This is a genomic window from Rhizobium sp. BK650, assembly GCF_014195325.1.
Lineage (GTDB): Bacteria > Pseudomonadota > Alphaproteobacteria > Rhizobiales > Rhizobiaceae > Rhizobium.
In genome coordinates, this window is sequence record NZ_JACIBK010000002.1 from 162,140 (window position 1) to 175,841 (window position 13,702).

General features: G+C 60.8%; 16 protein-coding genes. 9 read left to right on the top strand and 7 right to left on the bottom strand.

Going from position 1 to position 13,702, the window contains the following annotated elements:
- The first annotated feature begins 16 nt into the window (after nucleotides 1-16).
- From FHX15_RS05065 to deoA, 7 genes are read left to right on the top strand one after another with little or no spacing between them, the layout of a single operon-like run.
- Complete coding sequence (locus tag FHX15_RS05065) at nucleotides 17-1,528, top strand: ABC transporter ATP-binding protein (RefSeq protein ID WP_184394284.1); 1,512 nt, start codon at nucleotides 17-19, stop codon at nucleotides 1,526-1,528.
- Between the two features lie 7 nt (nucleotides 1,529-1,535).
- Complete coding sequence (locus FHX15_RS05070; RefSeq protein WP_184394286.1) at nucleotides 1,536-2,639, top strand: ABC transporter permease; 1,104 nt, start codon at nucleotides 1,536-1,538, stop codon at nucleotides 2,637-2,639.
- Between the two features lie 10 nt (nucleotides 2,640-2,649).
- Nucleotides 2,650-3,621 carry an ABC transporter permease gene (locus tag FHX15_RS05075; RefSeq protein ID WP_184394288.1) on the top strand — a complete coding sequence of 324 codons (972 nt, stop codon included), beginning with the start codon at nucleotides 2,650-2,652 and terminating at the stop codon, nucleotides 3,619-3,621.
- 1 nt (nucleotide 3,622) lies between these two features.
- Nucleotides 3,623-4,012, top strand: a complete 390-nt coding sequence (locus FHX15_RS05080; protein ID WP_007827313.1) for a cytidine deaminase — start codon at nucleotides 3,623-3,625, stop codon at nucleotides 4,010-4,012.
- Nucleotides 4,009-4,803 (top strand): purine-nucleoside phosphorylase, encoded by a 795-nt coding sequence (locus FHX15_RS05085; RefSeq protein ID WP_184394290.1) that lies wholly within the window; start codon nucleotides 4,009-4,011, stop codon nucleotides 4,801-4,803. The genes FHX15_RS05080 and FHX15_RS05085 overlap by 4 nt, the downstream gene beginning before the upstream one ends.
- Before the next feature lie 21 nt (nucleotides 4,804-4,824).
- Nucleotides 4,825-5,601, top strand: a complete 777-nt coding sequence (gene deoC, locus FHX15_RS05090; RefSeq protein WP_184394291.1) for a deoxyribose-phosphate aldolase — start codon at nucleotides 4,825-4,827, stop codon at nucleotides 5,599-5,601.
- A 1-nt stretch (nucleotide 5,602) separates the two neighbouring features.
- Nucleotides 5,603-6,910: a thymidine phosphorylase gene (gene deoA, locus FHX15_RS05095; protein ID WP_184394294.1), complete on the top strand. Its 1,308-nt coding sequence runs from the start codon at nucleotides 5,603-5,605 to the stop codon at nucleotides 6,908-6,910.
- 2 nt (nucleotides 6,911-6,912) lie between these two features.
- Here the strand turns inward: deoA and FHX15_RS05100 are convergent, their stop codons facing one another.
- The 7 genes from FHX15_RS05100 to FHX15_RS05130 form a co-directional block, all read right to left on the bottom strand.
- Entirely contained in the window at nucleotides 6,913-7,482 is a 570-nt protein-coding gene (locus FHX15_RS05100; protein ID WP_184394296.1) for a TIGR02281 family clan AA aspartic protease, read from the bottom strand.
- Between the two features lie 126 nt (nucleotides 7,483-7,608).
- The gene (gene upp / locus FHX15_RS05105) at nucleotides 7,609-8,238 is read right to left on the bottom strand and encodes a uracil phosphoribosyltransferase (protein ID WP_184394298.1); all 630 of its coding nucleotides are present in this window, start codon (nucleotides 8,236-8,238) and stop codon (nucleotides 7,609-7,611) included.
- Nucleotides 8,239-8,350: 112 nt separating this feature from the next.
- Nucleotides 8,351-9,319 carry an adenosine deaminase gene (locus FHX15_RS05110; RefSeq protein ID WP_184394300.1) on the bottom strand — a complete coding sequence of 323 codons (969 nt, stop codon included), beginning with the start codon at nucleotides 9,317-9,319 and terminating at the stop codon, nucleotides 8,351-8,353.
- Nucleotides 9,316-10,536 carry a phosphopentomutase gene (locus tag FHX15_RS05115; RefSeq protein WP_184394302.1) on the bottom strand — a complete coding sequence of 407 codons (1,221 nt, stop codon included), beginning with the start codon at nucleotides 10,534-10,536 and terminating at the stop codon, nucleotides 9,316-9,318. The genes FHX15_RS05110 and FHX15_RS05115 overlap by 4 nt, the downstream gene beginning before the upstream one ends.
- Nucleotides 10,537-10,691: 155 nt before the next feature.
- Entirely contained in the window at nucleotides 10,692-11,273 is a 582-nt protein-coding gene (locus tag FHX15_RS05120) for a TadE/TadG family type IV pilus assembly protein (protein WP_184394304.1), read from the bottom strand.
- Nucleotides 11,273-11,905: a TadE/TadG family type IV pilus assembly protein gene (locus FHX15_RS05125; protein WP_184394306.1), complete on the bottom strand. Its 633-nt coding sequence runs from the start codon at nucleotides 11,903-11,905 to the stop codon at nucleotides 11,273-11,275. The genes FHX15_RS05120 and FHX15_RS05125 overlap by 1 nt, the downstream gene beginning before the upstream one ends.
- 113 nt (nucleotides 11,906-12,018) lie before the next feature.
- A complete protein-coding gene (locus FHX15_RS05130; RefSeq protein ID WP_184394307.1) occupies nucleotides 12,019-12,420 on the bottom strand; it encodes a pilus assembly protein N-terminal domain-containing protein in 402 nt (133 codons plus the stop codon).
- 391 nt (nucleotides 12,421-12,811) lie between these two features.
- Here FHX15_RS05130 and FHX15_RS05135 point away from each other — a divergent pair, with 391 nt between their 5' ends.
- Complete coding sequence (locus FHX15_RS05135) at nucleotides 12,812-12,997, top strand: Flp family type IVb pilin (protein ID WP_184394309.1); 186 nt, start codon at nucleotides 12,812-12,814, stop codon at nucleotides 12,995-12,997.
- A gap of 121 nt (nucleotides 12,998-13,118) precedes the next feature.
- Nucleotides 13,119-13,631 carry a prepilin peptidase gene (locus FHX15_RS05140; protein WP_184394311.1) on the top strand — a complete coding sequence of 171 codons (513 nt, stop codon included), beginning with the start codon at nucleotides 13,119-13,121 and terminating at the stop codon, nucleotides 13,629-13,631.
- Nucleotides 13,632-13,702: the final 71 nt, after the last annotated feature.

Sequence of the window (13,702 nt, forward strand, 5' to 3'; positions counted from 1 at the left end):
TTATTTGGAGCCTGCTGTGACAGACCAGCCTGCCATCGAACTTGTCGGCATCGACAAGAAATTCGGCGCCGTTCACGCCAACAAGGACATCAACCTGACCGTCGCCAAGGGCTCGATCCACGGTATCATCGGGGAAAACGGCGCGGGTAAATCGACCCTGATGTCCATCATCTACGGTTTTTACCATGCCGACAGCGGCGAGATCCGCGTCAACGGCCAGCCCGTCACCATCAAGGATAGCCAGGCGGCCATCGCTGCCGGCATCGGCATGGTGCACCAGCACTTCATGCTGGTCGATAATTTCACCGTCCTTGAAAACGTCATGCTCGGCGCCGAAGGCGGCGCGCTGTTGGCCAAGGGCGTTGCTTCATCCCGCGCCGAACTCAAGCGGCTGGAGACCGAGTATGGCCTGGAAGTCAACCCGGACGCGCTGATCGAGCAGCTCCCGGTCGGCCTCCAGCAGCGCGTGGAAATCCTCAAAGCCATGTATCGCGGCGCCGAAATCCTGATCCTCGACGAGCCGACGGGCGTGCTGACGCCGGCCGAAGCCGATCACCTCTTCCGCATCCTTGGCGTGCTGCGCGATCAGGGCAAGACGGTCATTCTCATCACCCACAAGCTGCGCGAGATCATGGCGATCACCGATACGGTCTCCGTCATGCGCCGCGGCGAGATGGTCGCCACCCGCAAGACCAGCGAAACCACGGTCGAGGAGCTTGCCGAGCTCATGGTCGGCCGCCGCGTGCTGCTGCGTGTCCAGAAGGGCGAGGCCAAGCCCGCCGATGTCGTGCTCTCCGTCCGCAACCTCACCGTCAAGGATAACAGGGGCGTGACGATGGTCGACAATGTCTCCTTCGATGTCCGAGCCGGCGAGATCGTCGGCATTGCCGGTGTGGCCGGCAACGGCCAGTCCGAACTGCTGGAAGCGATATCAGGCATCCGCAAGCCGGCGTCAGGCGAAATCCTGCTCGACGGCCAGCCGATCGACAAGGCCGATCCGGCCCGCCTGCGCGAACTCGGCCTCGCGCATATTCCTGAGGACCGCCATCACATGGGCCTGGTCCTGAAATTCGAGGAATACGAGAATTCCGTGCTCGGCTATCACCGCCGGCCCGGCTACAGCCGCGGCCCGCTGCTCGATCTCGACGCCATCCGCAAGGATGCCATGGAGAAGATTGAGAAATATGATATCCGCCCGCCGAACCCGCGCCTGAAGACGGCGAACTTTTCCGGCGGCAACCAGCAGAAGATCGTCGTCGCCCGCGAGATCGAGCGCGACCCGAAGATGCTGATCATCGGCCAGCCGACCCGCGGCGTCGATATCGGCGCCATCGAATTCATCCATCGCCGGATCATCGAGATGCGCGATGCGGGCAAAGCGATCCTGCTCGTCTCCGTCGAGCTCGACGAAATCCGCGCCCTTTCGGACCGTATCCTTGTCATGTTCGCCGGCCATGTCGTCGGCGAGAAGACGCCCGATGCCGGTGAACAGACCCTCGGCCTGATGATGGCCGGCATTGCCGCGTGAGGCCTGAATGAGCACTGCTTCCGTACCACTCCCGAGATGGATCAATTACGGTCTGATCCCTCTTTTGAACCTGATCGTCGCCTTCCTGATTTCGGGCTTCGTCGTCTGGCTGATCGGCGAAAGCCCGCTCGCCGCGCTCTCGCTGCTGATCGAAGGCGCCTTCGGCAGCGGCGAAGGCATCGGCTTCACGCTCTACTATGCGACGAGCTTCATCTTCACCGGCCTTTCGGTCGCCGTCGCTATCCATGCCGGCCTCTTCAATATCGGCTCGGAAGGCCAAGCCTATATTGGCGGCCTCGGTTGCGCGCTGGTGGCTCTGACGCTGGACAAATATGTGCCCTGGTATGTGACGATGCCGGTCGCCGTCGTCGGCGCCGGTCTCTTCGGGGCGGCCTGGGCCTTCATCCCAGCCTTCCTGCAGGCCAAGCGCGGCAGCCACATCGTCATCACGACGATCATGTTCAACTATATCGCAGCCGCCCTCATGGTGTACCTGCTGGTGCATGTGCTGATCGTGCCGGGCAAGATGGCCCCGGAAACCCGCACCTTTCTCGAAGGCGGGCAACTCCCGAAGCTCGGCTGGGTCATGGCGATGTTCGGAGCCAAGCTCGGTGCGGCACCGTTCAACGTCTCCTTCATCATTGCGCTGGTTGCGGCCTGGTTCGTCTGGGTACTGGTCTGGCGCACCAAGCTCGGTTTCGAGATGCGCACGCTGGGCGTCAGCCCGACCGCCGCCGCCTATGCCGGCATTCCCTATGCCCGCATCGTCATCATCGCCATGCTGCTTTCAGGCGCGCTCGCCGGGATGATGGCGCTGAATCCGGTCATGGGCTCATCGGCCCGTCTGCAGGTGGAGTTTGTCGGCGGCGCGGGCTTTGTCGGCATCGCCGTATCGCTGATGGGACGAAACCATCCGCTCGGCATCATCTTCGCGGCGATCCTTTTCGGCGTGCTCTATCAGGGCGGCGACTGGATCTCTTTCGAAATGCCCAACATCACCCGCGAGATGATCCTCGTCATCCAGGGTTTGGTGATCCTGTTTGCCGGTGCTCTGGAATATATGTTCCGCCCGGGGATGGTACGCATCTACCAGCAGTTCAAGCGAGCCTGAGGAGCCGGCGATGGAATATTATGAAATTTTCATCAGCGTCCTGAGCTCGACGATCCGGCTCTCTATCCCGCTGATCTTTACCGCGCTCGCCGGCCTGTTTTCCGAACGCGCCGGCATTTTCGATATTGGCCTCGAAGGCAAGATGCTGGGCTCGGCCTTCGGCGCCGCCTGTGTGGCCTATCTCACCGATTCGGCCTGGCTGGGGCTCGGCGCCGGCATTGTGTGCTCTGTGGCGCTAAGCCTGGTGCACGGCTTTGCCTCGATTACCAATCGCGGCAATCAGATCATCTCGGGCGTCGCCATCAATTTCTTCATCGCCGGCATCACGATCGTTCTTGGCCAGGCCTGGTTCGGGCAGGGCGGTCGCACGCCGCAGCTGCCGCCCGACGCTCGGTTCTCGCCGATCACGCTTCCGGGCGCCGATGCCGTCCGCGAGGTGCCGATCATCGGTCCGCTTTATGCCGGCGTGATCTCCGGCAACAATATCCTCACCTATCTCGCCTTCCTCGCCGTGCCCTTCTCCTGGTGGGTTCTCTACCGCACGCGCTTCGGCCTTCGCCTGCGCGCCGTCGGGGAAAATCCGGGCGCGGTCGATACGGCGGGTATTTCCGTCTCCTGGCTGCGCTACCGCGCCGTCATGTGCGCCGGCATTCTCTGCGGCTTTTCCGGCACCTATCTGTCGATCGCCCAGTCTGCCGCCTTCATCAAGGACATGTCGGCCGGCAAGGGCTATATCGCGCTCGCAGCACTCGTCTTCGCCAAGTGGAAGCCGGTGCCCGTCATGTTCGCCTGCCTGCTTTTCGGTTTCCTCGATGCGCTGGCGAATTTCATGCAGGGCAAGGCGGTGCCGCTGATCGGCGAGGTGCCTGTACAGGTTTTCCAGGCACTGCCCTATATTCTCACCTGCGTGCTGCTCGCCGGCTTCATCGGCGTCGCCATTCCGCCGAAGGCCGGCGGCGTGCCCTATGTGAAGGAGCGTTGATATGTCTCACGACCTGTTCGAAGCGGCGCGCGGCGCCATGGCCTTCGCGCACGCTCCCTATTCCAAGTTTCCGGTGGGTGCGGCGATCCGCGCCGAGGACGGCAAGGTCTATACCGGCGCCAATATCGAGAACCTCTCCTTCCCTCAAGGCTGGTGCGCCGAGCCGACGGCGATCGGCGCCATGATCATGGGCGGTGCAAAGAAGATCGTCGAAATGGCCGTCATCGCCGAAAAACTGCCGCTCTGTCCGCCCTGCGGCGGTTGCCGGCAGAAGATCTCGGAATTCGCCTCCAAGGACACGAAGATCTATCTCTGCGACGAGGCCGGCGTGAAGAAGACGATGACCATGGAAGAGCTTCTTCCCTTCAGCTTTGAAACGGAACTCGGATGATCGCGACCATCGATCTGCTGGCGGCGCTGCTCGGCGGGCTCAAGCCGCGCCACGGCATCGTGCTCGGCTCCGGCCTCGGCTCGCTTGTCAGTGAGATCGCGGACCCGGTACGCATCCCCTACAAGGACCTGCCGGGATTTCCGGTCAGCGCCGTCTCCGGTCATGCCGGTGAGGTCGTTGCCGGCCATCTTGGTTCGGTGCCGGTCATCATGCTCTCGGGCCGCGTCCACTACTATGAAAAGGGCGATCCCAACGCCATGCGCCTGCCGATCGAGGTTCTGCGGGCCCTCGGCGTCGAGATGCTCATCCTCACCAATTCGGCGGGTTCGCTGAAAGAGGATATGCCGCCCGGTTCGGTCATGCAGATTGCCGATCACATCAATTATTCCGGCATGAACCCGCTGATCGGCGAAGAGAGCGATCATCGTTTCGTTGGCATGACCAATGCCTATGATGCTGAGCTTTCGGCCGCCATGCGAGATGCCGCCAAGAAACTGGATATTCCGCTTGGCTGCGGTGTCTACATGTGGTTCTCAGGCCCGAGCTTCGAAACGCCGGCGGAAATCCGCATGGCCCGTATCCTCGGCGCCGATGCAGTCGGCATGTCGACGGTGCCCGAGGTCATCATCGCGAGAATGCTGGGCTTACGGGTTGCGGCAGCCTCGGTAATCACCAACTATGGGGCTGGCATGACCGGAAACGAGCTCAGCCACGAAGAAACCAAGGATATGGCGCCGGTTGGCGGTGCCCATCTTGCCGCTATACTCAAAGAAATGATTGCCGGAAGCTGATTGCCGGTGGAGGAAGCGAAAATGAATAGCCATTCCAGCCGCGAAACGGCTGCTGTCGCCCTTTCCCTTCTCGATCTCACCAACCTGAAGGACGATTGCACCCAGGAGCAGATCGACACGCTTTGCGCCCGCGCGCAGACACCCTATGGCAGCAGCGCCGCCATCTGCATCTGGCCGCGTTTCGTCGCTCATGCCCGCATCGTGCTCGGCAAGGGCCACCCGGTCCGCATCGCGACCGTCGTCAATTTCCCCTCCGGCAATATGGAAATTGCCGATGTCGCCGCCGAAACGCGTGAGGCGATCGCCGACGGCGTCGATGAGATCGATCTCGTCATTCCCTATCGCAAGCTGATTTCAGGCAATGAGAAAGCCGTCACCGACATGGTTACGGCCGTACGCGCCGAATGCGTTGCGCCCGTCCTGTTGAAGGTCATCATCGAGACCGGCGAGCTAAAGGATGCCGCTCTCATTCGCCGCGCATCGGAACTGGCGATCGAAGCAGGCGCCGATTTCATCAAGACCTCGACCGGCAAGGTCGCCGTCAACGCCACGCTCGAAGCGGCCGACATCATGATCCGCGCGATCAGGGAGAGCGGCCGCAAGGTCGGCTTCAAGCCGGCCGGCGGTATCTCGACCGTTGCGGACGCTGCCCTCTATCTGAGCCTTGCCGAGACCATCATGACGCCGGACTGGCCGATGCCCTCCACATTCCGCTTCGGCGCTTCCGGTCTGCTCGACAATATCCTGGCTGTGCTGAGTGGCACGGAACCGAAGCCGGCGGCGGCCTCGAGCTATTGAGATGATCCCGCAGGAGATCATCCGCCAGAAGCGCAACGGCGCCGAACTGCCATCGGGCGATATCGACGCCTTCATCGCGGCGCTCGCGGCAGGCGACCTCTCGGAAGGCCAGATCGGCGCCTTCGCCATGGCGGTCTGGTTCAAGGGCATGTCGCGCACCGAAACCGTGGCGCTGACGCTTGCCATGGCGCGCTCCGGCGCCATGCTCTCCTGGGAAGGCATCGACCGCCCCGTCGCCGACAAGCATTCGACCGGCGGTGTGGGCGACAACGTCTCGTTGATGCTTGCCCCCATCGCTGCCGCCTGCGGCCTTGCCGTGCCGATGATCTCGGGCCGCGGCCTCGGTCACACTGGCGGCACGCTGGACAAGCTCGAATCCATTCCAGGCTATAGGATCAATCCGGATGCCGCTCTCTTCCGCAACGTGGTGAAAGAGGTCGGCTGCGCCATCATTGGCCCGACGGGCTCCCTGGCACCGGCCGATGGCCGCCTCTACGCTGTGCGCGACGTGACCGCGACCGTCGATTCCATCCCGTTGATCACAGCCTCGATCCTGTCGAAGAAGCTTGCCGCCGGCCTGCAGACGCTGGTGCTCGACGTCAAGACCGGCAACGGCGCCTTCATGGCAGATCCGGAGCAGGCAATCGTGCTGGCGCATTCGCTGGTCGAGGTCGCAAATGGTGCGGGCGTGAAAACGTCTGCGCTGATCACGGACATGAACCAGCCGCTTGCCGATAGCGCCGGCAATGCCGTGGAAGTGCGCAACTGTCTCGATTTTTTGGCAGGCCGAAAGACCGGCACCCGCCTGGAAACGATCGTCCTTGCCTTTGCCGCCGAAATGCTCGTGCAGTCAGGTATCGCGGGCTCGCTTATGGAGGCGGAGAGCAAGACGCAGGAGGCGCTTCTATCAGGCAAAGCGGCGGAGATCTTCGCGCGAATGGTGCATATGCTCGGCGGTCCGGCCGATCTTCTGGAGCGGCCGGATGCCTATCTGCGTAAGGCGCCGATCGAACGGTCTGTTCCGGCATCGCGCACCGGCTGGCTCGCCGCCTGCGACGCCCGCGATCTCGGCGTAAGCGTCATCGATCTTGGCGGCGGGCGACGCCACCCGGCCGACAGGATCGATCACAGTGTCGGCTTCACCGGCCTGCTGCCGCTTGGAACGCATGTGCATGAGGGCGATCCGATCGCGCTGGTTCATGCGGCCGACGAGGCTTCGGCCGAAAGAGCCGTCGTCGCGCTTGCCGCAAACTATCGCATTGCCGACGAGAAGCCGGAGCTTCCACCTGTCATCGCCGGGCGTATCTGACTTTACTGTTTGAGGCTGAGCGAACCGTCGGCGACGGAATAGGAGGCAAGCTTCTGCAGGAAGCTCATGCCGACCAGCGTCCCGCTCAGTGCCTCGTCTTTCAGCACGAAGGCTTCGACGCTGCGCACGCGAATGCCGCCAATTTCCACGCGGTCGAGCGTCACATGCGCGGCCTTGGTCTGGCCGTTTGCCGTGTTGACCGCATAGCGGAAATCGAGCTGGTTGCCGCTGTAGCCAAGCCTTCGGGCAAGGCTTTCGTTCAGGGCGACGTAAGTGGCGCCGGTATCGATCAAGCCTTGCACCGGCTTGCCGTTGATTCTGAAATTGCCGGTATAATGACCCTGCGCGTCGGCTTGCAGGCGGGTCGTCCCGCCATCGGCGCTCGCGGCCGGCGCACCGGGGGCGTTGTCTTCGGTCGAGACGAAATTGGCCGAGATCGTATTGCCGGGCGACTGCCTCGTGCGGCTGAGCAAAGAAGGCACCTGTGTCGCCAGCGCGGCTGCGATGCTGGCAAATATGACGGTACGCATGAGCATGAAACAGAAATCCTTCCTGTATAATCCCCGCCTCATGCGGGACCTCATGCTTCAAGCAGCTAAGCCATAAGTGCTGAAAAGTTGCTAACGGCGGCATAAAAAAGGCCCGGGACGAATGACCGGGCCTTGGAAGGTCTTTCGAATTGGTAAAGAAAATCGAAATTATTTGGTGCCGTACATGCGATCGCCGGCATCGCCGAGGCCGGGCACGATGTAGCCCTTTTCGTTGAGATGGCTGTCGATTGCCGCCGTGAAGACCGGAACGTCGGGATGCGCGCTGCGGAAGTTCTTGAGGCCTTCGGGCGCAGCCAGCAGGCAAAGGAAGCGAATATTGTGCGCTCCGCGCTCCTTCAGCTTGTCGATGGCGGCAATAGAGGAATTGCCGGTCGCAAGCATCGGGTCGACGACGATGATCAGGCGCTCTGCCACATCCTCGGGCGCCTTGAAGTAGTATTCGACCGGCTGCAGCGTTTCATGGTCGCGGTAGACGCCGATATGCGAAACGCGGGCGGACGGCACCAGATCGAGCATGCCTTCTAAGAGCCCGTTGCCGGCGCGCAGGATGGAGGCGAAGACCAGCTTCTTGCCTTCGAGGATCGGCGCCTGCATCTCCTGGATCGGCGTTTCGATTGTCTCGATGGTCAGTTCCAGATCGCGCGTCACTTCATAGCAGAGCAGGGTCGAGATTTCCCGCAGCAGCCGGCGAAAGCTGCCCGTAGAAGTCTCCTTGCGCCGCATGATGGTGAGCTTGTGCTGCACGAGCGGATGATCGATGACTGTGACGCCGTCCATAGCGGAAACCTTCCAATTCGTCGTTCTTATCGGCTGTTTCTTCCATGGAAACCGCCTCCACTTCAAGAGCGGAGGCTGATTTGCCTCAATCATTCACATCCCCGCGCCTCTCTCAAAGGCGGGCAAGCAATGCTTTCCGGGTCTCTTCGTCAACGAAGGCCGCATCGATGGCGGTGCGCGTCATCGCGTCGATCTCAGCATCGCTCAAGCCGAAGGCGCCGGAGGCAAGTTCATATTCCCGCTTGAGCGACGTATGAAAGAATGGCGGATCGTCGGAACTGATCGTTACTTTGACGCCCGCATCCTTCAGCCTGCGCAGCGGATGCGAGGCGAAATCCGGAAATACCCCGAGCGCGATATTCGAGCCGGGACAGACTTCCAACACGGTGCCGAGATCTGCGAGCCGCTTGACGAGATCGGCATCCTCGATCGCCCGCACACCGTGGCCGATGCGCGCGGGGCGAACCTCGTCCAGCGCATCCGAGACGCTGAAGGCGCCGCAGACTTCGCCGGCATGGATGGTCAGGCCAAGCCCGGCATCGCGGGCGATGTCGAAAGCGCGCGCATAGTCGGCAACACGGCCCATCCGCTCCTCGCCGGCAAGGTTGAAGCCGGTAATGAGCGGGTTATCGGCCTTTGCCGCATATTCGGCAGCGCCGATCACGCTTTCGGGACCAAAATGCCGTTCCCCGGTCACGATCAGCCGTGCCTCGATGCCGCTCTTTGCCTTTGCCTGGCGAATGCCCTCGCACACACCGCCAATATAGGCATCTGCGCCGAGGCCGATGCGCTTGCCATGGTCGGGGGAAACGATGAGCTCGCTGTAGATCGCACCGATGCCGGCAAGCTCTTCCAGATAGGTTTCCGTCAGCAGCGCATAGTCTTCCTCGGTCTTGTAGACCTCCGAAACCTTGTCGTAGCATTCCAGAAAGCTTGCAAAATCATGCCAGACATAGACACCGTCCTGCAGATGGGCGCTGATGTCGATGCCGTATTTGCGCGCCTGAGCCGCCGTCAGAGCAGGGGGAGCGGCACCCTCCAGATGGCAGTGCAGCTCGACCTTCTTCAAATGCGATGTCACAGAAAACTCCTTCCATGCGGGCCTGACGGAATGCCGAGATGCCGCGCAACGCTCTCGCCGATGTCAGCATAGGTCCGGCGCACGCCGATCGAACGCGAGCGGATGCCAGGACCGTAGGCGATGACGGGCACGCGCTCGCGCGTATGGTCCGTACCGCGCCAGGTCGGATCGCAGCCGTGATCGGCCGTCAGAATTACGAGGTCGCCCTCCCGCAGCTTCTGATGCACTTCCGTCAGGCGCGCGTCGAAGGCTTCGAGCGCGGCGGCATAACCCGCCACGTCGCGACGATGGCCGTAGACCATGTCGAAATCGACGAAATTGGTGAAGACGAGGTCGCCGTCCTCAGCCTCGTCGATCGCGGTAAGGGAGGCATCCATCAGCGCGTCGTTGCCATTTGCCTTGATGACCCGTGAAACACCCTGATGGGCGAAGATATCGCCGATCTTGCCGACGGCGTGCACATTGCGGCCATGCTGAACGAGCCGGTCGAGCAGAGTGGGTTCCGGCGGCGGCACGGAAAAATCGCGGCGGTTGCCTGTTCTCTGAAAGGTTGCGGCGCTCTGCCCGATGAAAGGCCGGGCGATGACGCGGCCGATATTGTAGGGATCGAGCAGGCTGCGGGCGATCTGGCAAAATTTAAGCAGGCGGTCGAGGCCGAAATAGACCTCGTGCGCGGCAACCTGGAATACGGAATCCGAGGATGTATAGCAAATCGGCTTGCCGCTGCGCATGTGCTCCTCGCCGAAGCGGGAGATGATCTCCGTTCCCGAGGCATGGCAATTGCCGAGAATGCCGGGCACATCGGCTGCCCGGCAGAGCGCTTCGATCAGCTCCGGCGGAAAGGCATCGCCTTCGCTCGGAAAATAGCCCCAGTCGAAGGTAACGGGCGTTCCGGCGATTTCCCAATGGCCCGACGGCGTGTCCTTGCCGCGCGAGATTTCGTTGGCTGCGCCGTAGATGCCGTAGATCCTGTCCGGCAGGGGCATACTGGCCGGAAACTGGCCGGAAGCTGCCCGCGCAATATGCAAGAGTCCGAGCGTCGACATGTTCGGGAGCGAAAGCGGGCCGGAACGCAGACCGGCCCGGTCGGCAGCGCCGGCCGCGCAGAATTCGGCGATATGGCCGAGCGTATCGGCGCCCTCGTCACCATAGGCTGCCGCATCCGGCGCCCCGCCAACACCGAAGGAATCCAGAACGAAGAGAAAGGCACGCGCCATTTTTCACCCGCATGATCTGCTGCCGCCAGCCGTGGCCGGAACGACCCTATTGGCGCAGCCATATAATGACGGGAACCGCTTGGCAAATTCGAGGTGTGGAAGCGGGCATGTCGCGCAAAAGTACGCAGCTGTTTTTGCGATAAGGACTGCAGGTGTCAGCAGTCGCCGCAGGGAATATTGTCGTTTTGCCGTTGGCGATAGAAATATCTGCGGCTGATCGTGATGGTGCGCACGTTCGCCGGCATGAAGTCCGGCGCAAAAACGAACAGCGTATAGGGCGTGCTGAGTTCGCTGCGAATGAGGAAGCTGTTGGCCTTCTTCATGTCCGCCGGCACATCGGAAACCGTGCTGTTCTTCGCATAGGGCGCCGCACCGCTCGGCGCCCACGACCATAAAACCGTGGGGTTGGCGCTGGCATCGATCTGGATTGCCGTGACCTTCAGCGAGAGACTGGAACTGTTATAAGGCGCAAAGATCGCCGGCGCGGCTTTGGCGATATCTGCGAGCGAGCTTTTGGTGACGCTCTGCTGCTGTGAGATGATATCGGCGATCGTGCCGGCAGCGCGTGTCGTGCGCTTGCTGACGCTGAGCCCGATCGTGATCTCGAACGCGCCGAGATAGAGCATGATCAGAACCGGGAAGATGATGGCAAACTCGATGGCCCCCACCCCCTTCCGGTCGCGTGCAAAGCGCCGTGCCGTCGAAGCCAGCCATATGAGAAGTCCGCGGGGCGCCATTATGGATACTGTTCGTTCTGGAAAGCTGCCGTCGCGACGATCAAATATTCGCTCGGCATCGAACTGCCGACAGGGCGAAGGCCAGTGACATAGGGACGGACGAGGTCGACGGTGATGGGCCAGCGATAATAGGCGCGCACCATGTTGATCGAGCCGGGGCCGCCGGGCGTGAACTTGAAGTCCGAAATCTTCAGATCGGAATATTTGTCTGCAGATGTTCTCGGGATACTGGTCGGGATCGAGCCGAAGGCCGTAAAGCTCTGCACGTCAAGATAAAGCTTGCTTGGGGTTGCCGCCTCCGTTGCCGAGCAGCGCATGATGATCGAGATCTCGTCGCAGAAGGCCTGCCGGAACTGCGCCTGCGTCTTGTAGGTCGAGCGGGTGGAATCGATGAAGGTGATTTGCCCCGTCCGCATCTGGCGGCTCATCGTGTCGACGGCGTTCGAGACGAGTTCTTCGGCCGCAAAAGCGATGAACGTTTCCAGAATGGCGAATATGACGACGAAATAGGGGATGGCGAGTAGCGCGAATTCGATCGCCGCGGAGCCGTCGCGCGAGCGGGCCAGGGCGCGAAGTCTGGATAAACGGAGGGACGCACGCACCTTGCCCGTCTCCTGCTCACTGATCGCCATGATATGGCCCCGAAAATATTGTCAGGGCGCCACACTAAGGTGCGTTCGTTGATTTTCCGTTTCAGGCCGGAGCAGCTATTTTAACGAATGCGCGTGAATGTCCTCGATATCGTTTAGTTTGTGGAAGCGGCCCCGCCTTGCTGTGCATGCTGTTCGCAGTTGGGCGTGCAGGAAAGAACGGAGCGCTCCGTCTGGCGGTAGACGCGCACCGTATTGCCTTCATCGATAGAGACGAGAATGCGTTCGTCCAGAATGGCGTTGCCACTGCCATCGAGCAGCACGATGTTGGTCGTTCCGAAGCTCCGGCCCGTCAGTACGATCGTTTTGGAGTCGGCGACCGTCGCATCGGCAACTTTGGAATTACCGACGATGACCTTGCTGACGGGGCGGTCGAGCTTCAAAACGCGGGCGTGATCCATATAGACGCGCAGCATGTCTTCCTGGGCGAAGGCTGTGGATGCCGTAAGAGCCGCAATCGCCCAGGCAAAGAAAACGGTCTTGCCGTTCGATGGCATTTTGGCCCTCTTTCACGATCGCAATGCAAATTGCCGATAGAATGGAAAAAAATGGTGAACGAAGCTTTAAGCCTTTCGCGGCTTGTTCATGTTTGAGGCGTATCGGATCGTTTCGGGACGTGCCGATCGGGCGTGAAATCGTAAGGTCGCAGAAATCTGTGCCGTTTCCGGATGAGGGAAAGCTATTATGGCACAGTTCTTCCGGAAATTCGCTAGAAATGTAAGTAAAGCCGTAAGAAATTACTTACCTTGGCCGGCCCGGTTGTCTCATTTACATCCTGTTAACGGTTTTCCTTAAGTCGATGGAAACGGCCGTTCGGTACGTTGCAGCCATCCGATCAACGGCAACAGTTGGCGGACGTGCTGAACATCAACCGGAGTTAGGAGTAACATGACCAAGCTTTTTAGCCGTTTTCTGAAGGATGAATCCGGCGCGACCGCAATCGAATACGGCCTGATCGCCGCCCTCATTTCCGTAGCCCTCATCACCGGCGCGACGACCCTCGGCGGCAGAATTGGTACCACGTTCAACAACCTGGCCACCAAGATGAACAACGCCGTGACGGCTTCGCAGTAATATTGGCGCTGCCAGTCAGCGACAATATACTTGAACCGGATCTGATCCGGCGGATGGATTGATTGGGCTCACAGCTTCATGGCCGTGAGCCTTTTCACATCGCAGAAAGATCGGTGGAAACGTGATCGCAGCTGCAGTCTTTCTCATATTGCCGCTCTGCCTGGCCATAGCGGCATTTTCGGATCTGTTTACGATGACGATACCGAATCGCGTCTCGCTGATCCTCGTCTCTTCTTTCGTCGTCGTCGCGCCGCTTTCCGGCTTGGACTGGAATGTCATCGGCATGCATTTTGCGGGTGCAGCTATCGTCTTCTGCGCCTGCTTCGCGCTGTTTGCGGTCAACGTGATGGGCGGCGGAGATGCCAAGCTGTTGAGCGCCGCTGCACTCTGGTTCGGCTTCGACCAATCGCTTCTTTTCTTCATGGCAGATGTCGGACTGGTAGGCGGTGTCCTGACGCTGCTCATTCTGACGGTGAGGTCGCAATCGGACACCATTCTCGCGATCGGCCTGCCCATTCCCAATTCGCTCCTGCTTGCGAAGAAGATTCCCTATGGCATTGCCATTGCGATCGGCGGCTTCCTGGCCTTCCCGTCGTCGCCGCTCTTCATAACCGCGCTCGAAAGCCTGAAATAACGGCATTTTAATCGACCGTTAACTTAAAACGTAAGTGTTCCATTAACTATAATTATACCAATTCCTGAGCA